The organism is Kordiimonas lacus, assembly GCF_001550055.1.
GTDB classification, from domain to species: Bacteria; Pseudomonadota; Alphaproteobacteria; order Sphingomonadales; family Kordiimonadaceae; genus Kordiimonas; species Kordiimonas lacus.
Window position 1 is genome coordinate 401,968 of the sequence record NZ_LRUA01000010.1, and the last position, 17,178, is coordinate 419,145.

17 protein-coding genes and 1 tRNA gene are annotated in these 17,178 nt (G+C 58.0%); 11 read left to right on the forward strand and 7 right to left on the reverse strand.

The genetic code is table 11. The features are described from left to right. Positions 1 to 88: 88 nt before the first annotated feature. Positions 89 to 550, forward strand: a complete 462-nt coding sequence (locus tag KORLAC_RS16730; protein WP_160328658.1) for an SMI1/KNR4 family protein — start codon at positions 89 to 91, stop codon at positions 548 to 550. A 367-nt stretch (positions 551 to 917) separates the two neighbouring features. Here the strand turns inward: KORLAC_RS16730 and KORLAC_RS16740 are convergent, their stop codons facing one another. Both KORLAC_RS16740 and KORLAC_RS16745 read right to left on the reverse strand, forming a co-directional pair. Next, positions 918 to 1,433, reverse strand: coding sequence for a P-loop NTPase family protein (locus KORLAC_RS16740; protein ID WP_068308672.1), 516 nt, complete (start codon positions 1,431 to 1,433; stop codon positions 918 to 920). Between the two features lie 45 nt (positions 1,434 to 1,478). Next, the gene (locus KORLAC_RS16745; RefSeq protein ID WP_068308674.1) at positions 1,479 to 1,937 is read right to left on the reverse strand and encodes a nuclear transport factor 2 family protein; all 459 of its coding nucleotides are present in this window, start codon (positions 1,935 to 1,937) and stop codon (positions 1,479 to 1,481) included. 164 nt (positions 1,938 to 2,101) lie between these two features. Between KORLAC_RS16745 and KORLAC_RS16750 the strand changes: the two genes are divergently transcribed. After that, positions 2,102 to 2,800 (forward strand): FkbM family methyltransferase, encoded by a 699-nt coding sequence (locus KORLAC_RS16750; RefSeq protein WP_068308676.1) that lies wholly within the window; start codon positions 2,102 to 2,104, stop codon positions 2,798 to 2,800. 211 nt (positions 2,801 to 3,011) lie between these two features. After that, positions 3,012 to 3,818, forward strand: coding sequence for a cyclase family protein (locus tag KORLAC_RS16755; RefSeq protein WP_068308677.1), 807 nt, complete (start codon positions 3,012 to 3,014; stop codon positions 3,816 to 3,818). An 11-nt stretch (positions 3,819 to 3,829) separates the two neighbouring features. On the opposite strand, the gene KORLAC_RS16760 is transcribed toward KORLAC_RS16755, so the two are convergent. Continuing rightward, a tRNA-Gly gene (locus KORLAC_RS16760) sits at positions 3,830 to 3,903 on the reverse strand. 174 nt (positions 3,904 to 4,077) lie between these two features. Between KORLAC_RS16760 and metZ the strand changes: the two genes are divergently transcribed. The 7 genes from metZ (at position 4,078) to KORLAC_RS16795 (ending at position 10,022) form a co-directional block, all read left to right on the forward strand. After that, the gene (gene metZ, locus KORLAC_RS16765; RefSeq protein WP_068308679.1) at positions 4,078 to 5,286 is read left to right on the forward strand and encodes an O-succinylhomoserine sulfhydrylase; all 1,209 of its coding nucleotides are present in this window, start codon (positions 4,078 to 4,080) and stop codon (positions 5,284 to 5,286) included. A 20-nt stretch (positions 5,287 to 5,306) separates the two neighbouring features. Continuing rightward, positions 5,307 to 5,735 carry a Co2+/Mg2+ efflux protein ApaG gene (gene apaG, locus KORLAC_RS16770; RefSeq protein WP_068308681.1) on the forward strand — a complete coding sequence of 143 codons (429 nt, stop codon included), beginning with the start codon at positions 5,307 to 5,309 and terminating at the stop codon, positions 5,733 to 5,735. A gap of 55 nt (positions 5,736 to 5,790) precedes the next feature. Next, positions 5,791 to 7,236: a TrkH family potassium uptake protein gene (locus KORLAC_RS16775; protein ID WP_068308683.1), complete on the forward strand. Its 1,446-nt coding sequence runs from the start codon at positions 5,791 to 5,793 to the stop codon at positions 7,234 to 7,236. A gap of 60 nt (positions 7,237 to 7,296) precedes the next feature. Then, positions 7,297 to 8,097 carry a hypothetical protein gene (locus tag KORLAC_RS16780; protein WP_139167390.1) on the forward strand — a complete coding sequence of 267 codons (801 nt, stop codon included), beginning with the start codon at positions 7,297 to 7,299 and terminating at the stop codon, positions 8,095 to 8,097. 120 nt (positions 8,098 to 8,217) lie between these two features. Then, the gene (locus KORLAC_RS16785; protein ID WP_068308687.1) at positions 8,218 to 8,793 is read left to right on the forward strand and encodes a cytochrome b; all 576 of its coding nucleotides are present in this window, start codon (positions 8,218 to 8,220) and stop codon (positions 8,791 to 8,793) included. Between the two features lie 24 nt (positions 8,794 to 8,817). After that, positions 8,818 to 9,402 (forward strand): YceI family protein, encoded by a 585-nt coding sequence (locus KORLAC_RS16790; RefSeq protein WP_068308689.1) that lies wholly within the window; start codon positions 8,818 to 8,820, stop codon positions 9,400 to 9,402. Continuing rightward, positions 9,399 to 10,022 carry a YceI family protein gene (locus KORLAC_RS16795; protein ID WP_068308692.1) on the forward strand — a complete coding sequence of 208 codons (624 nt, stop codon included), beginning with the start codon at positions 9,399 to 9,401 and terminating at the stop codon, positions 10,020 to 10,022. The genes KORLAC_RS16790 and KORLAC_RS16795 overlap by 4 nt, the downstream gene beginning before the upstream one ends. Positions 10,023 to 10,080: 58 nt before the next feature. On the opposite strand, the gene KORLAC_RS16800 is transcribed toward KORLAC_RS16795, so the two are convergent. From KORLAC_RS16800 to KORLAC_RS16815, 4 genes are all read right to left on the reverse strand, one after another. Continuing rightward, positions 10,081 to 10,494 (reverse strand): tellurite resistance TerB family protein, encoded by a 414-nt coding sequence (locus tag KORLAC_RS16800; RefSeq protein ID WP_068308693.1) that lies wholly within the window; start codon positions 10,492 to 10,494, stop codon positions 10,081 to 10,083. A 68-nt stretch (positions 10,495 to 10,562) separates the two neighbouring features. Further along, on the reverse strand, positions 10,563 to 11,516 hold the full coding sequence (locus tag KORLAC_RS16805; RefSeq protein WP_068308694.1) for a DUF6492 family protein: 954 nt from the start codon (positions 11,514 to 11,516) through the stop codon (positions 10,563 to 10,565). Between the two features lie 119 nt (positions 11,517 to 11,635). Then, on the reverse strand, positions 11,636 to 12,598 hold the full coding sequence (locus KORLAC_RS16810) for a DUF6492 family protein (RefSeq protein WP_139167389.1): 963 nt from the start codon (positions 12,596 to 12,598) through the stop codon (positions 11,636 to 11,638). A gap of 62 nt (positions 12,599 to 12,660) precedes the next feature. Beyond that, the gene (locus KORLAC_RS16815) at positions 12,661 to 15,438 is read right to left on the reverse strand and encodes an ATP-dependent DNA helicase (protein WP_241493443.1); all 2,778 of its coding nucleotides are present in this window, start codon (positions 15,436 to 15,438) and stop codon (positions 12,661 to 12,663) included. A 125-nt stretch (positions 15,439 to 15,563) separates the two neighbouring features. Here KORLAC_RS16815 and KORLAC_RS16820 point away from each other — a divergent pair, with 125 nt between their 5' ends. Further along, on the forward strand, positions 15,564 to 17,147 hold the full coding sequence (locus KORLAC_RS16820; RefSeq protein ID WP_068308697.1) for a lysine--tRNA ligase: 1,584 nt from the start codon (positions 15,564 to 15,566) through the stop codon (positions 17,145 to 17,147). Positions 17,148 to 17,178 lie beyond the last annotated feature (31 nt).

A 17,178-nucleotide genomic window follows, 5' to 3' on the forward strand; every position in this document is an offset into this window, starting at 1 on the left:
GCTTACCAGACGGTTTAGCGGTGATATGACAGCGGAGCAAGCGTGATCGACCATATCCTGAAAACTCAATCTCATGAAAAAACGAGCCATGAAATTCCGAGACACATTTCCACTGACAGATGAGCAGGTCGCTCTCATTGAATCTGAAAATGGATGGACCTTCCCACAAGCATACAGGGATTTTCTTGGTCGCCATAACGGCGGCGTGCCCGATGTCAATATGTGCGCTGTTGGCGACAACCAGGACTGCCGCGTTACCGGCTTTATCCCGGCTGATGGAATCAAGGAAGAAGCGCGTTTCATCGAAAACCTTTCCGAAAATGCAATCCCGATCGCCTGGGCCGAGTGTGGCAACTATGTACTTATGGAAATGAGCGGGTCAGGCGCCATCCGGTACTGGGATCATGAGGAACCCACCCGCGATGTGGTGCTTGCAGAAACATTTTCTGGCTTTATTGGCGCTCTCAGGGAATTCAGCTTAGAAGAACTTCCCCCACACAAGGTTATCCGTGTCTGGATTGATCCTGAATTTGCGAAAACCCTGAAGTGAGAAAGCTTGGAACGACGGCATGAAAAAGTTGAATAGGGTCGGTTTTTCAAGGAACTCCGTCACGGCGACCCGGATGGGCCAAGTTTGACGACCGGCCAGGACAACCTTCCGGAAGACATTCTCGAAAGGGTCTGTCGATATCTGGAATCTGGACATCTTTTTATCGGGTGCCCAGCCCTAGTCAAAGGCGTCCTGAATGATACTGGTCCCTTCATTGGCGCGCCAAACATTTTAACCGACGGAGAATGGGCCTGGCCTGCCGACCTTGTACATTATGTCAACGTGTATCGAGTGGCTTTACCGTCCGCCTTTTTGGACCACATGATAATTTCCAACTGGCAGGTCCCCGCTGTAGGTTTGGAACAGATCAGCCTTTAAAACTAACCCCCAAACGTTTCAGCTCCCGTACCGACCGTACATGGATCAGGCGTTTACCTGCGGCCTTTTCCTCAAGTTTCTCTAATAAAGCCTCATTCCAGAAACGCGGCGACATCTTGAGCGCCCGCCAACTGGCGAGCGTGCCTTTCCAGACACTGGCGCCTTCGGGCCAGCCTTCAGGCTTGCGCCATAGGCTGACAAGCCAGCGTTTCGTCACCCACCAATAGTGCCGAGGGTATGGCAAATCCACATAGACAAGCGTGTCGGCAGCGTCCACCCGGCGCCAGAAGGTCTCTAATGTTCCCAGGCCGTCGACGACCCACTGTTCGCCGTCAATGACATCTTGGTGGGCCTCAAGGAATGCGTCCCTAGGCATCATCTCGCCATTTTGCCGGTACTGGATCAGGTCAAGCGGATGGAGGGGTAACCCGGCCTGCGCAGCAAGATATTTGGCAAGCGACGACTTCCCGCCGCCGGGTTTGCCGAAAACCATGACCCGTTTCATATGATCCTATCCTCGCATCTGTGCCGCCCTTGTGGGCTGCTTCTGTCAGTTCTTGGGTGTCTGTTCCCCTGTGGGGGCTTCAATGCGCTCGAAAAACACACGGGCAATCTTGCCGTCCCTGACTTCATAGCGGGCGATGGCTTCCCGGGTGCTGCCGACAAGGCGTTCACGGTCAATCACGGTATTGCCGTCGACCGAGCGGGACAAAATAACCGCGTACAGGTCCGGCTTTTTCTCAAACAGCGCGCCATAGATACGGCGGACATCATCCAGATTGGTGGCGAACGGGTCACGCCCTTTCCACTGCAACACGACATCTGGATGATAGGTGGCCACAAAGGCATCGATATCGCCGCTGTTGTAGGCATCCAGCTGGCGCTGGACCACCTCAGCCGCGGCGGCTTCTTCCACCGTTACCGGCGCCAGCGTGTCCGAAGCCGCGCGCAGCTCTGTGCCGATGGCAATTGCCAGTATAGCAAGCGTGGTGATCAACAGGTTTTTCATAAGCTTCCCCAAAAGGCTTGATGTTGCGCCGGAACTCTATGGCAATTTGGGAGAAAGGCAAAGCCCGGCTGGAAATGACAGATGGTCGACAGCTTTATCTTGACGTGTCCCCTTGGGCAGCGCATCAAAACAGCGCAGACCATCAAGCATAGAATAGGGCATCCATGTCGTTCATCGCCAAAGACCTTATCCGGCTTCACGGATTAAAAATCGGTATCGACAAGGACGCCGTGTCCATGCCGATCCTTCGGTCCATGCTGCAAGGCTGGTATGAAGCCGTTGAGTTGACGCTGATGAAGAAAGTGCTGACACCGGGGGACCGGATTGTGGAAGTTGGCGGCGGTATAGGCATCACCGCCATGAAAGCCGCAGACATCATTGGCGCCGAGAATATCTTCTCGTTTGAGCTGAACCCCTACCTGATTGAGTGGTCGGCCGATAATTTCAAGCGCAACGGCTTTGAAATTCAAGTGTTCCAGCAGGCGCTGTTCCCGCGCGCGTCCCTGCCCAACGGGCTGGTGGACTTTCATGTGCACCAGAATTTCTGGGCATCCTCGCTTGCGCCAAGGGAAGGCACCGTGGAAACCATCAAGGTGCCCGCAGCCTGCCTTGAAGACAAGATCACGGAGCACCGCGCGAACGTTCTGATCGTGGATATCGAAGGCGCCGAGGTCCATCTGTTCAACGGCCTGGACCTGACGGGGATCGAGAAGATCGTGATGGAAATCCACTACCGGGCCGCGGGCAGGACTGAGACCAACGCCATGATCCGCAGCATCGAAGACCGGGGCTTCTTTCTGGACTATGAGATGATCGACAGCGGGGTGCTGTGCTTCACCAGGACTGCGGACGCACAGACGTAAACGACCCAAGGGCACAGGCCCAGGATCGCCACATATTCAGACTGTCGGAGATTGGAGCAGGTGAAGGGAATCGAACCCTTACCTTAGCTTGCGGCGCTTCTGCTCACCCATTGAGCGTCAGCCCAACCGCCAATGAATGGTATTCCATATTGGCCCTTGGAGAGGGAAAAGTGTAAGCTCAGCCCGTCAGACATCCAGCGCAGGAGGCATCATGCTCCGCAAGTTTGGTCTATTTCTTGTAGTAACCAGTGTGGCCCTGTCGCCTGTATTTGCCGATACCCTGAAAGATGAACATTCAGACAGGTTGCCCATGCCACGCCAGGTAGTCGACCTTGGCGCTCTGATTACAGAAAAAACGCCCGAGACCTTTTGGGGTGCAGAGACACTGAAGCGATATGGCTTCGAGAAAAGCAATCGGATTGAAACGATCCATCGGAACGCCCCCACCTATGTCGCCAATTCCTATTACACGCTTTTCAATCACGGCGGCCCACATATTGACGCACCGAACCATACTGAGCGTGACGCGGGCGGGGTTGATACATACCCCCTAAGCCGCTTCTATGGCCCGGCCAAGGTTTTCAATTTTTCAACCAAGCCACAAGGGTCGAAACTGACGGTCGGAGATTTCAAAAGCCAGAACATCCAGTCTGGTGATGTGGTGTTGATATACACCGCCTATCAGCCACCTCAGGGTAATGACAAGTTGACCGTCACCAGTTTGTCCGAAGCGGCAGCCGAATTCCTGGCGAGCAAAAATATTGCGGCCTTCGGAACCGACGCCTTGTCCGTTGAACACTTGGATGAACTGGAACGACGTGTGACTAGCGGCGAGACAGGTTATAAGGCCCTGCTCCCGGTTCACTACAGCTTGCTGACCGCTGGCATCGCCACATATGAACAACTGGTAAACATCGACCAATTGATCGGCAAAAAGCAGGTGTTGTTCATTGGATTGCCGCTAAACATCAAGGATGGCAATGGCGTGCCTGTCCGGCCTGTGGCGTTCATATACTGAAAAGCAAAGATTGGAGCGGGTGAAGGGAATCGAACCCTCGTCTTAAGCTTGGGAAGCTTCTGCTCTACCATTGAGCTACACCCGCGCACTATGGCTGATGAGATCACCATTAACGACAGCTTCTCTGAAAAGCAAGAAATGATAGACTGCCATCACATGCTTTGTCTTGACGCGTCAGAAATGGCGGCGCATCAAAGGTTCGCGTACTTTTATGCATATGCAATGAACCCCTGAAGTTAGCAAGATCTGGAGACTACAGATGAAAAACCGCACCGGTACAGACCGCAGCAAGACCAAAAAATGGGATCGCCAGACCCAGATGGTACGCGCGGGCTCGATGCGGTCCGACTTCGGGGAAATGTCTGAGGCCATGTTCATGACCTCCGCCTTCACCTATGAAACAGCCGAGGTGGCGGAAGCGCGCTTCGACGGCCGCGCGGAAGGTTTCACCTACAGCCGCCAGACGAACCCGACCGTGGCCATGTTCGAAGAACGTATGGCGCTTCTGGAGGGTGCAGACGTGGGCCGGGCCACCGGCACCGGCATGGCGGCCATGACAGCATCCTTGATGGCCAGCCTGAGGGCGGGCGACCATGTTTTGGCCGCGCGGGCGCTCTTTGGCTCCTGCCGCTGGCTGCTCGACACCTACCTGCCGCGCCTCGGCATTGAGACAACCGTGGTGGACGGCACGGACCTTGAGGCCTGGAAAGCGGGCATCAAGCCCAACACCAAGATCCTATTTACTGAGACGCCCGCCAACCCGACGCTGGAGATCGTTGATATCCGCGCGCTGGCAGACCTGGCGCACGAAAACGGCGCGCTTCTTGTGGTCGACAATGTGTTCGCCACCCCCGTGCTGCAGCGCCCCATGGAGCTTGGCGCCGATATTGTGGCCTATTCCACCACCAAGCATATCGACGGTCAGGGCCGCTGCCTTGGCGGCATCGTGCTGTGCAGCAAAGAGTTTGATGAAGAGCATCTCTACGCCTATTACCGGCACACAGGCTGCGCCATGTCGCCCTTCAATGCCTGGGTCAACCTCAAGAGCCTTGAGACCCTGAGCCTGCGTGTCCACGGCATGTGCGATAACGCCGAAAAAGTGGCGAAAGCAGTGGCCGACCGTGTAGTGGACACCCGCCACCCGGACCTGCCCAATTTCAAGCAGCAGAACCTGGCCCGCGCCCAGATGGACCGTGGCGGCACCATGGTGGTGTTCGAGCTGCCAGGCGGGCGCGACCAGGCTTTCACTTTCATGAACAGCCTTGAAATTGTGGATATCTCCAACAATCTGGGTGACAGCCGCTCGATCGCCACACACCCGTGGTCAACCACCCACAAGGCGCTGGCGGAAGAGGATCGGCTGGAGCTTGGCATCACGCCCGGCCTGATCCGTTTTTCCGTGGGCCTTGAGAACGCGGACGATCTGGTTCAGGATGTGATGCAGGCGCTCGACAAAGCGGGCGTCTAAGTCGTTCAGCAGGAGTAAATATGGACAGCGATGATGATCTGATTGATGGCGTTCTGACGTTCGAAGCGGAAACGGCAGGCGTCCATATCGCTGTCCAGAGCTATTTCCTGAGCGAACAGTCCGCGCCCGAAGAAGGCCAGTATGTCTGGGCTTACCGGATCAAGATCACCAACAAAGGTGATGTGCCGGTTAAGCTCCTCAACCGGCACTGGATCATTACCGACGGTATCGGCGGTATCCATGAAGTGCAGGGCGAAGGCGTTGTGGGTGAACAGCCGCTCATCAGCCCTGGCGACAGTTTCCTTTATACAAGCGGTACGCCGCTTTCGACCCCTACAGGCTTCATGCGCGGGTCCTACGAGATGCGCCGCGCCGACGGCCAAACCTTTGATGTTGAAATTCCCGCCTTTTCGCTGGATAGTCCCCATACGTCGCTGGACATTAATTAGCGCCCGGCCATCGTTTGGTCGAGCCAAACAGCCATAAGCGGGAAACCCGGCATACATGGACTTCAGACCTGTTCTTTACACGCTTGGCGCGCTTGTCGTGCTGCTGGCTGCGGGCATGATCCTACCAACGCTGACCGACCTGGCGATGGGCAACCCTGACTGGCAGACTTTCCTGATCGCGCTGTTTCTGACCGCCATGGTTGGCGGCATGATGATGCTGTCGACCCGCGATAGCGGTGATGCGCTGAACCTCAGGCAGGCCTTCCTGGTGACCACGCTTGCCTGGGCGGTGCTGCCGGGCTTTGCCGCCCTGCCACTGGCCTTCTCAGAACTGGACCTCAGCTTCACCGACGCTTATTTCGAGGCCATGAGCGGGCTGTCGACCACCGGATCCACCGTGATCACCGGGCTCGACAGCGCGCCACCCGGCATTCTGCTGTGGCGGTCGCTGCTGCAGTGGTTTGGCGGCATCGGGATCATTGTGATGGCGGTTGCCGTGCTGCCGATGCTGCAGGTGGGCGGTATGCAGGTCTTCAAGACAGAAAGCTTTGAAACGGTTGAGAAAATCCTGCCACGCGCCGCCCAGATTTCGATCGCCATCAGTGGCCTCTATGTGGCCTTCACAGCACTCTGCATGATGCTTTACATGCTCGCGGGCATGGGATCGTTTGACGCGCTGGCGCACGCCATGACCACCATCGCCACCGGCGGCTTTTCCACCAGCGACGCGTCCCTGGGCAAATTCAACAGCTTCAGCGTCGACATGGTGGCGCTAACGTTCATGATCATCGGGTCAATCCCGTTCCTGTTGTTCCTGCAGGTTCTGCGCGGCCGGCCGATCGCGATCTGGCGGGATGAACAGACGCGCGGTTTCCTCTCTCTCGTGATGTTCCTGTGCGCTTTTGTGACCATATGGCTGGTGATCTGGAAAGATTTCACGATCGCGGACGCCTTCCGGTTTGGCAGCCTCAATATCATTTCGGTGCTCACCGGCACCGGCTATGCCTCCACCGACTATGGCCAGTGGGGGGCTTTCTCCTCGACGCTGTTCTTTTTCGTCATGTTCATTGGTGGCTGTGCCGGGTCAACAAGCTGCGGCATCAAGATCTTCCGCTTCCAGGTGCTCCTCAAGTCCATGCGCAGCTGGATCCGGCACACGGTGCAGCCGAACGGTGTGTTTGTGGCGCGCTATAACGGCCGCCCGATCCCGAGCGATGTGCGCGGCTCGGTGATGAGCTTCCTGATGTTTTTCATGGCCATTTTCCTGGTGCTATCGATCCTTGTCGCCAGCACAGGTGCAGACCTGATCACCGCCATGTCGGCTGTCGGCAGCGCCATGGCCAATGTGGGCCCGGGCGTTGGCGATGTGGTCGGCCCCGCCGGTAATTTCTCCAGCCTGACAGACACCGCCAAGTGGCTCCTGTCGTTCGGCATGCTGATCGGCCGGCTGGAGCTTTTCTCCGTACTGGTTCTCTTTTCACCCGCCTTCTGGAGGGCCTGAGCCTTGGGAAAACATTGCTGTTATGCTCAGGTTCATCTCAGCCCCCCTATGCTGGATTTCATGAAAGCCCTTCTTTTAAGCCTGTGCCTCACGCTTTGCTTTCCCCTGACCGCCCGCGCCGATGAAGCTTTGGGATGGCAAGCCTACAAGGCCGGGGACTTTGTGCGGGCCCGCGAGCTTTTCGCACAAGCCGGCACTCCTGACGGATTTGCCGCCGCCTGCCGCACTGGCCTGGTGCTGGGCGGTTTTTATCAAACCGGCGAGGCCAGCGTGCGCTCGCTCCACCGCGCGCTGGATGACTGCAAGGCCGCAGTGGCCATTGAGCCCACCCATGTGGATGCCCATATCAGCTATGCCATTGGCCTCGGGTTTGAGGGCAAACGCCTGAAGAAGGCCAAATACGCCAAGGCATCGCTGCTCCTGCTTGAAGACCTATTAGTTGTTTCAGACGACTACGGTATTTTACATGCCGCATTGGGCGGATGGCATACCTCCGTCTATGAAGCCGGTTTTTTCGCCCGGCTGGCACTTGGCGGAAAACGCAGCAAGGCCCGGGCCCATTTTGAAAGGGCTGTAGCGCTGGCACCCGAGGATATCGGCGTACGATATGAATTCATCAAATATCTGGCCTACGGCAAGAGCGACGAGCGCCAGGAAGCCCTGACCGAGATCGCCACGCTGGCCACCTTGCCTGTGCGGGATATCTTCGACCGGTTTCTGCTGCAGCGCGCCCAGGACATTGGCGCAATGATCGAAGCCGAAGACAAGGATGGCCTTGAGGCGGCGCTGGAAGCGGCCACCGCATTTACCAATATCCGGGAGCAGAAAGACCAGCCAGCCTACCCGCTGGAGGCCGAATAGGCATGGCGTGCGGCCACCATATTGATCACATTTGCGCAAGCTGCTGGTCTGGAACGGCCCAGATGACGTAGAATATTCTTTCGGCGCTGTCCTTTCGGGCCAGTGGGAGGGATAAACCCGATGTCACATGACGTGATTGAACGCTACACAGGCACCGCCATGCTGCTGCACTGGCTGACCGCGGCCATCATTCTGGTCCTGCTGGGCCTTGGCTTCATCATGACTGGCATGCCGGACGGCAATATCGAGCTGAAATTCACCCTGTACCAGCTGCATAAATCCTTCGGAATCCTGCTTCTTCTGATAACGCTTGTCCGCCTGGGCTGGCGCATCAAGGCACCGCCGCCTGCGCCAATCATCTCAGGATGGATGTTGCGCGCCGCAAGCCTCACGCATTGGGCACTCTATGCCATCATGATCATGATGCCGATTGTCGGATGGATGATGGTTTCCGCTTCGCCGCTACAGATCCCGACCGAGATTTTCGGCCTGGTGGAGCTGCCGCACCTGCCTCTTTTCGACAGCGGCGTCGACCGCAAGGCGCTGGAGCATTTGTTTGAGGAAATCCATGAAAGCATGGCATTCGTCCTGATCGGCATTCTGGTTCTACATGTTGGCGCCGCGCTTTATCATCACCTGGTCCGCAAGGACGCAACGCTGATGCGTATGACACCAGGGGCGATCCACAAAAACTGAGCACGATCCGGGGGCTTGATACCAATGATACGACTGATCGCACTGATAATGGGCCTGACTATAAGCCTGATCACGCTGACACCATCAGCCAAGGCCGACAATTGGCAGATCATCGCCCCCGAAAGTAGCCTCAGCTTCACCGCCACGCAGGCTGGCAGCCCTTTCACCGGGCGTTTCAGCCGGTTTGATGCCGCCGTCACCTTCGATCCCGCAAGCCCAGAAGCGGCCCACATTCACGCAGAAATCGACCTAACCAGCGCCCGGACAGGCGCGGATGACCGCGACGCGGCGCTCATGACCCCCACCTGGTTCAACTCAGAAGCTTTCCCTAAAGCCGTCTATGAGGCATCTAGCTTCACACCGGTAGGAGATGGCCGATTTGAGACACAGGGCACACTGACCCTCAAGGGTATCAGCCAGCCACTGACGCTTCAGTTTACCCTGGAGATAACAGACGACATGGCCCACGTAACAGGTGTGGCGAAAATCGTTCGGACCAACTTTAATGTGGGCAGTGGCGATTTTGAAAGCGGCAAGTGGATATCGAAAGCCGTCGAGGTACAGCTGATGCTGACCGCCGAGAAGGTGCCTGCGGGAGACGCGCCATGACAAAAGCCCTGCGACCCACCCTGAAGCTGATGCCCTTCCTGTTGCTGGCGGCCTGCGCGGCGGCGGCAAAAGTGCTTTACCCTGTCAATGAAGATGCCTTCAACGCCAAGCCCGGCGATTATCTGCTGGACGGTGAGCATGCCACAGTAATTTTTGGCCTGGATCACATGGGCTTTTCCACCTTTTATGGCCGGTTCGATACACTTGAAGGCAGGCTTTCCTATGGCGGTGACACGCCGACCGACAGCGAGGTGGCCATCCGCATCCTGACAGCGTCGGTGAATACAGGCTCCAGCGCACTGGATGAAGACCTGCGCGGCAAGGCCATGTTCGACAGCGCGGCTTACCCGGCCGCCAGCTTCACCAGCACCAAAGTCACCCAGACAGGCGAGAAGACAGGCACCGTTGATGGCCTTCTGACCATCAAGGATGTCACCAAACCGGTGACTCTGGCGGTTACCTTCGGCGGCAGTGGCACCCATCCGCTTACGGGGATGAAGACTGTCGGCTTCAACGCCACCGGCATGATCAGGCGATCAGACTTCGGCCTCAGCCGCTGGCTTCCGTTTGTGGGCGACGAGGTGTCGCTGATCATCGAGGCCGAATTTACCCGCAAATAGGCAATAAAAAAAGGGCACCTGATTGGGCACCCTTCTTCTGTGGACTGTCGACCGCGCCTTAGGAGAAGGTTTTCTGTCGCGCAGCCACACCACGTTCAATCGCTGCAGCCGTCAGCCGTTCGATGTTGAAATAGTGGCGGATCATTTCAAGCAGGCGCAGCTCTTCCTGGCTCAGGGAACCGTCCGACGCCGCCACTTCGCAGGCCAGGCCATATACCAGGTCCATATGGCTATCCGGCACTGCTTCATCGATCAGGCCCAGAACGGCGTCCAACCCTTCCTCGCTTTGCAGCAGCTCGATACAGCTGTTGGTATCCGTGCGCAGGCGCTCGATATTATAATTCCGGAAGGCCGGAAGATAGCCAATGATCCCGGTCATCCGGTTCAGTTCGCTATCGGTCATTTCCTCGTCCGACGCGGACACGGTCACCATGATATAGACCAGCGCGGTTTCTGGACTGATTGTCGACATACTTAAACTCCTCTTATCGCGGGTCGAGCCTACCCGAGCCCGATAGGGAGATACAAGTGAAATGCCGATCAGATCGGTAAAAACCGGCGCATTCGTTCGGTTACCGGGATGGTTTCCCTGTCCATGAAATAAGCTGCTTCATCAATGCCTTCGACCAATCCAAATTGCTGCCACACCTTCAGGACTTCGGGGATGATGTCTACGTCTTTTTCCTGCAGCACCGCACGGTGAACGCCCATGCAATAGACATCTGTGTCCGCCTGCAATCTACCCAGCACTTCCCCGGCCCTGTCCGGTCTGGCGCGGGCGCCGCGGAACAAGGTCGCCGTCGGGCAATTTCTGCGCTCATAGGTGATGTCAAAGTCGCCCCGAACACTCAAATGATAGGCACTATAGAGGCTGAATTCCGTGAAGCGGCCTTTGGCCTCCATGAAGAAACGTTCGAACGGCTTGCCTGATCGGGCTTCCACAGCGGCAAGCATGTCCACGACCAGCTGTCGGTCCGCAATGAAGGGGGTCGTTGTCGGCATGCAGGGATTATCATGGTCCGCTTCTACACCGAAAAGCTGGCAGGCCGTGGAGAACTGCCGTCGGAATTTTGGCGCCATCAGGTTGAGATGAGAGCGCCAGCGTAAATCGGCAGACCGAATAGCCTGCCCTGACACCTTGCGGATGAAATGGTTTTTGGCATCCAGGATCATATAGGCATCTGCTTGAGACAAGCGGGCCACCAGCAGTTTACACACCTGCTGCGATTGCCATCCTACGCCGTGACGGCCTCCACGCCAAAGCTCGTCCCGCTTCACAATCCTGACCTGAGGGCCCAGGGGGCCGTATTCGGGCAGGATATGATGGTGGATAAAGCGGGTAACCCAAGTCAAATGGGGGTCGTTCACGATGACAAAAATGGTACCAACGAGAGCGGGATCGAGATACCGCGCCATGGAACGAGCCTGCAACTTCAGCAGCCTGAGTTCGTCGCCAAAGACGACTGTCACCACATCCAGTGGCTTGCGTTCCATACATTGACCCCCATCAATATCGATTTTTAGTGCTAAAGCATTGGTTGCAAGCATGCAATCAGGCAAAAGTTTAGGTGTTGCATACCAGGAACCATTGCAACAGGCAGATCAACGGCTGGTCAAAAGGGCAGATACCGCCGCCACTTTGGCAGCCCGTTCTGGACGGTTGTGAAATAAGTCTGCTCTTTCGTATCCGTCACAAGGCCAAAACGAGCCCAGGTATCCGTGACAAGGTTGATCACTTGCGGATCAGCCTGTTTGAGGACCGCCCGGTGAACGCCCATGCAATAGACGTCCGGTCGGTCGAGTTGGGCCAGGATTTCAGCGCCTTGCCGAGCGTCTTTTGCGTGCCCTCCAAAAAGGGTTGCGGTTGGCGTATATCGCTTTTCATAGAATTGTTGGTGGCCACGATAGCGGGCCAAAATATAACCGTAATAGAGGTAGAATTCCGTGAACAGCCTGTCTTTCATGAAAAAACTCTGGAATGAAACAGCCTCTCGTGCCTCGATTTCCGCCATCATTGCCCGTACAATTGAGCGCTTCATCAGGAATGGCGTTGAGGTGGGCAACCCCGTCGTCAGGTCAGGCTCGCTCCCATAGCCAAAATAGGCACAGGCACGCTTGAAATGTCCCGTGAATTTTGAATGAATGCGGTACATCTGGGTTCTAAGCCTACCATCTTCGGCAATAAAATCGGCAACGGTGGTAGGGCGAATGAAGTGGTTTTTAGCATCCAGTATCAGGAAATCTTCCGTTTCAACAACATTGGCCGCCATCAGTTTGAGCGCCTGCTGCGACCCCCACCCGGACTTGCGTGAAACTTCTGGCCAAAGATCACCCGAATGCCACAGCCTGACCTTTGCCGACAGCCCGCCATACTCGGGCAAGACCTCGCGCAAAAAACGACGCCGAACCGCGCGGAAACATTGATCATTCACTATGATATGAATAGTGCCAACCATCGCCGGGTCGGCATATCGCGCGAGAGATCGCGCCTGCAGTGCCAGTAATCTGAGATCGGCGGAGTGTACCACCGTCACGATATCAAGTCGTGTCGTCTTCATAGCCATGCCCCCAAACATGTTGTCTCAGGGTTTAGTGTATGTGTGAAGAGAACACAACTGAAAGGTTAGTCTATTCTCCGTTATTTTGGGAAAAATTCACAGATTGATTTCACGGCGTCGGCAAGACCGAGGCGTTCGATTTCCACGCCTTCGGGCAGGGCCTCCAGAAGGCGGGTCGGCGTCTGGCCGTCCAGCATCACGAACACGCCGCGGTCACCCGCGCGGCGGACCAGCCGGCCGTAAGCCTGCGCCAGCTTCAGGCTCGTCAGCATTTCGTCATAACCGCGGCCGCCAAAGGCCGCACGGCGGGCGCGGTGAAGAAGCGTGGGCCGGGGCCACGGCACCCGGTCGAACACGATCAGCCTGAGGCTTTCACCCGGCACATCCACCCCGTCCCGGACCGCATCGGTACCGAGGAGGCAGCTGTCCATCTCGTCGCGGAAGATATCGACGAGCGTTGCAGTATCCACCGGGTCCACATGCTGGGCATAAAGCGGGATGTCCATGCTCTCAAGCGGGCCAACGATCTGCTCATATGTGGACCGCAGGCGGCTGATGGCGGTAAACAGCCCCAACGCCCCACCGCCTGACGCCATGAACAGCGAGCGATAGGCCGAGGCCACCTGCCCAGGGTCATGCTTGTTCACATCGCCGACAATCAGCACCTTGGTCTGGGCCGGGTAGTCAAAGGGCGACGGCACACCAAGCCGCTTGGGCGCGATGGTCAGGTGCTGGGCGCCCGTACGCATATCCGCCGTACGCCAGGCATCGTCACTGAGCGCCTTGTCGCGGAGTGTCGCGGAAGTGATCACCACGCCGTGGGCATTTTCAAGCACCACATCGGCGAAAGGTTTGGTGGGGTCGATGAAGTGGCGGCACAGGCCCATGTCGCGCTCGCGCCCGAACGCGCGGTCCAGCATCAGCCATTCAACGAATTGTTCCGGCACCGGCGCACCAAAGCCGGTAGCCATCTGGGCCCACATGGTCACCGTGTCAGCCCGAAGCTTCAAAGACCGGGCGCTGGCCTCCAGCCTGCCGCGCGACGTGCTGTCGAGCACCTCGGCGTCCTCATCCAGCCTGCGAACCAGCAAGACTGCCAGCGCCGCCATGGGTTTTGCGAGCTGCATCAGGGATTCCCCCAGCGCGTGGGCCGCATCCACAAGGCCTTCAATTGGGTCTGATGTCGTGGCCTCTAGCCCATACGGCCCCTCGTTCGCGTCAGACCGCGCCAACACTTGCCCTCGCGCCAGCATCAGGAAAGTCTCGAACCGGGTCATCGCAGCCGCGCCGGTCACGCGTCCCAACCAATTGTCTGACGGCAGCAGGCTGGCGGCGTCCAGCACCTCTTCCATCAGCTTCCTGGCTTCCATATCGTCGCTGATCAGCTCTTCAAGGCGGGACTTGAGCCCCCGCGCCCTAGTCGTGCCGCCCGACTCCTTACCGCGCAGCCAGCGCCGAAGCTCCGCCCCCTCCATGCCTGTCAGGTGAGCACTGAAGGCGCTGTCGGCGGCTTCGAATACATGGTGGCCTTCGTCAAATACCAGGCGGCGCGGCAGATCCGGGTCGTCGCCGCGCGTGGCGGCCTGGGTGACCACCAGCGCGTGGTTGGCAACCACAAGGTCAGCATGCTTAGCCTTGCGGGCGGTCTTCTCAACGAAACATTTGCGGAAATGGGCGCAGGCGGAATAGAGGCATTCGCCGCGCCGGTCCGTCAGCCCCGCGATGCGGCCCGCGCCGAAGTGGGCGCCCAGCCAGCTGGGGAAATCGCCGCCGATCATGTCGCCGTCGCGGCTATAGCGCGCCCAGCGCACCACCAGCCCCATCAGGATCTTGTCCCTGTCCATGCCCTTGGCCTGATCGACGCCCGTGCGCATCATCACGGCCCTGAGCGTTTCCTCGATGTTGAGGAGGCAGGCATAGTTTTCGCGGCCCTTGCGGATAACGGCGCGCTTGGCCTTGATCTTGGGGTCCGGATACAGTTTCGACAGTTCCTGATCCAGCTGGCGCTGCAGGTTCTTGGTGTAGGTGGAAAGCCACACGGCTCCATCATTCTTTTGCGCCCACATGCTGGCGGGCGCGATATAGCCCAGCGTCTTGCCCGTGCCGGTCCCGGCCTCCAGAAGCTGCAGGTTCGGGCCGTCCTTGAACTCGCGCGGGCGGAAAGCATGGGTCGCGGCGGCCGCGTAGCGCTGCTGGCCTTCCCGCGTTTCAGAGCCGTCACCGAGCAATTCCGCAAGCCGCGCCTGGCTCTCGTCCGGCTCCACCGGTTCGTCACCCGGCGGCGGCGGCGGGGCGCCGTCTTCCCATTCCGTCAGTGCAGTCCACACCAAAAGGCCATCGTCACGGCTATGGTCCGGGTAGGCCTCGATGGCTTTGAGCGCATAGGGGCCCCAGGTCCAGCCGGCGCGCGCCATCATCATGGCGACCTTCGCGCCCCCGGCCCGGTAGGCGTATGTCTGGGCCTCCATATCCAGCAGGAGGCGCTCGGCAATCGCCTTCACCGCCAGGCATTTGTCCTCATCCGAGTCGATATCCAGGCTAAGGTGCAGGGCTTCCATCAGCCCCTGGATGGTGGGCAGGCAGTAGCGGGCGGGGCGCACAAAGGCGTATAATTCGAGGGCATCAAACGCGCGGATCGGTGGCAGGCCAAGGCGGCGGGCCGCCATCACCCGGTTGACCATCAGGTGCGGGGTGCGGGAAATGCGCTCGGCCGCATCATCGAGGGAAAGGCGCTCAAACTCGCCGTCAGCCGAGAGAAACTGCGCACTTCGGGCCCCCACCACTGCCACAGGCAGGGTGGAAAGGTCTGCGCCTTTCATCTCCGCACTAACAACAAGGTCTTCCATGGGCCGGAGCATAGCGAGGGAAATGTCCAAAAAACAGTGAATAAGTTGCGTGTGCGTAAATAAGCTATATCTTGACGGAACGCCGCGGAGAGCCTAGCTTCCGCCGCTGATTTCAACGACCAGAGAAGGTAACGATTATGACCGGTAACATTGACCTCGCCCTTGCGTCCAAAGCCTGGCCCTTCCAGGAAGCGGAGAAGCTGGTCAAACGGTACAAATCGGGCAAACCCGAGAAGGGCTATGTGCTCTTTGAAACGGGATACGGGCCGTCGGGCCTGCCGCACATCGGTACCTTCGGTGAAGTGTCGCGCACAACCATGGTGATGCGCGCCTTCCAGGAAATCTCCGATATCCCGACAAAGCTGATCTGTTTCTCGGACGATATGGATGGCCTCAGGAAAGTGCCGTCGAATGTGCCGAACCAGGACCTGCTGACCACAGCGCTTGGCAAACCACTGACGCAGGTGCCGGACCCGTTCGGCACCCACCCAAGCTTCGGCGCCCACAATAACGCGCGCCTACAGGCGTTCCTCGACCAGTTCGGCTTCACCTATGAGTTTTATTCGGCGACCGACTGCTACAAGTCCGGCATGTTCGACGAGACACTCATGAAAATCTGCCGCCTGTATGACAAGGTCATCAATGTAGTACTGCCAACGCTCGGTGAAGAACGCCGCCAGACCTACAGCCCGTTCCTGCCGATCTGCCCGGACACCGGCGTGGTGCTGCAGGTGCCTGTACGTGTCGAGGACCCCGAGGCGGGTATCATTTCTTTCGAAAATGAAGCCGGCAAGCGGTTCGAGACGGTCGTGACCGGCGGCAAGGTCAAGTGCCAGTGGAAAGTGGACTGGGCCATGCGCTGGGACGCGCTGGATGTGGACTATGAAATGGCGGGCTCCGACCTGATCGAGAGCGTGAAGCTGTCGTCGATCATTCGCCGCATCCTCGGAGGCCAGCCGCCTGAGGGCTTCAACTATGAACTGTTCCTCGATCAGGACGGCAAGAAAATCTCCAAATCCAAAGGCAACGGCCTGACGATTGAGGAATGGCTGGCGTATGCAAGCCCGGAAAGCCTGTCCCTTTACATGTTCCAGGCGCCAAAGAAAGCCAAGCGGCTGTATTTCGACGTAATCCCGAAGGCCGTTGACGAATATTATACGTTCGCAACCAAGTTCGAGGGCGAAGATGAAGCCGCGCGCTACAAGAACCCGACATGGCATATTCATGGCGGCGATGTGCCGAGCTATGACCTGCCGGTCAGCTTCGCGCTTCTGCTGAACCTCGTTTCTGCGGCGAACGCGCATGACAAGGAAACCCTGTGGGGCTTTGTCAGCCGCTATGCGGAAGGCGCGACGGCGGAAAATCATCCGGAACTTGACCGCCTGATGGGCTATGCGATCCGCTACTATGACGACTTCGTCAAGCCAACCAAGACCTACCGCCTGGCGGAGCCACAGGAAAAGGCCGCGTTCGAGAGCCTGAAGCTGCGCCTTGAAGCGCTGGACGAAAATGAGCATGACGCCGAGGTGATCATGACCGAGGTCTATAGCGCCGGCAAAGACGCCCAGTTCGAGAACCTGCGTGACTGGTTCAAGGCTTGCTACGAAGTGCTCTTGGGCCAAAGCCAGGGCCCGCGCATGGGCGGCTTCATCGCGCTCTACGGCATCAAGGAAACCCTCGCGCTGGTGGACAAGGCCATCAAAGGCCAGCTTGTCGGCTGAAAATACTGTCGCCCCGGCGCAGGCCGGGGCC

Bases quoted from the DNA above. Each gene is read 5' to 3' on its own strand.
- metZ (WP_068308679.1), top strand. From the start codon at position 4,078: ATGAAAAACCGCACCGGTACAGACCGCAGCAAGACCAAAAAATGGGAT.
- KORLAC_RS16800 (WP_068308693.1), bottom strand. From the start codon at position 10,494: ATGTCGACAATCAGTCCAGAAACCGCGCTGGTCTATATCATGGTGACC.
- KORLAC_RS16805 (WP_068308694.1), bottom strand. From the start codon at position 11,516: ATGGAACGCAAGCCACTGGATGTGGTGACAGTCGTCTTTGGCGACGAA.
- KORLAC_RS16810 (WP_139167389.1), bottom strand. From the start codon at position 12,598: ATGTTTGGGGGCATGGCTATGAAGACGACACGACTTGATATCGTGACG.
- apaG (WP_068308681.1), top strand. From the start codon at position 5,307: ATGGACAGCGATGATGATCTGATTGATGGCGTTCTGACGTTCGAAGCG.
- KORLAC_RS16750 (WP_068308676.1), top strand. From the start codon at position 2,102: ATGTCGTTCATCGCCAAAGACCTTATCCGGCTTCACGGATTAAAAATC.
- KORLAC_RS16745 (WP_068308674.1), bottom strand. From the start codon at position 1,937: ATGAAAAACCTGTTGATCACCACGCTTGCTATACTGGCAATTGCCATC.
- KORLAC_RS16785 (WP_068308687.1), top strand. From the start codon at position 8,218: ATGTCACATGACGTGATTGAACGCTACACAGGCACCGCCATGCTGCTG.
- KORLAC_RS16775 (WP_068308683.1), top strand. From the start codon at position 5,791: ATGGACTTCAGACCTGTTCTTTACACGCTTGGCGCGCTTGTCGTGCTG.
- KORLAC_RS16755 (WP_068308677.1), top strand. From the start codon at position 3,012: ATGCTCCGCAAGTTTGGTCTATTTCTTGTAGTAACCAGTGTGGCCCTG.
- KORLAC_RS16790 (WP_068308689.1), top strand. From the start codon at position 8,818: ATGATACGACTGATCGCACTGATAATGGGCCTGACTATAAGCCTGATC.
- KORLAC_RS16740 (WP_068308672.1), bottom strand. From the start codon at position 1,433: ATGAAACGGGTCATGGTTTTCGGCAAACCCGGCGGCGGGAAGTCGTCG.
- KORLAC_RS16815 (WP_241493443.1), bottom strand. From the start codon at position 15,438: ATGCTCCGGCCCATGGAAGACCTTGTTGTTAGTGCGGAGATGAAAGGC.
- KORLAC_RS16820 (WP_068308697.1), top strand. From the start codon at position 15,564: ATGACCGGTAACATTGACCTCGCCCTTGCGTCCAAAGCCTGGCCCTTC.
- KORLAC_RS16795 (WP_068308692.1), top strand. From the start codon at position 9,399: ATGACAAAAGCCCTGCGACCCACCCTGAAGCTGATGCCCTTCCTGTTG.
- KORLAC_RS16730 (WP_160328658.1), top strand. From the start codon at position 89: ATGAAATTCCGAGACACATTTCCACTGACAGATGAGCAGGTCGCTCTC.
- KORLAC_RS16780 (WP_139167390.1), top strand. From the start codon at position 7,297: ATGAAAGCCCTTCTTTTAAGCCTGTGCCTCACGCTTTGCTTTCCCCTG.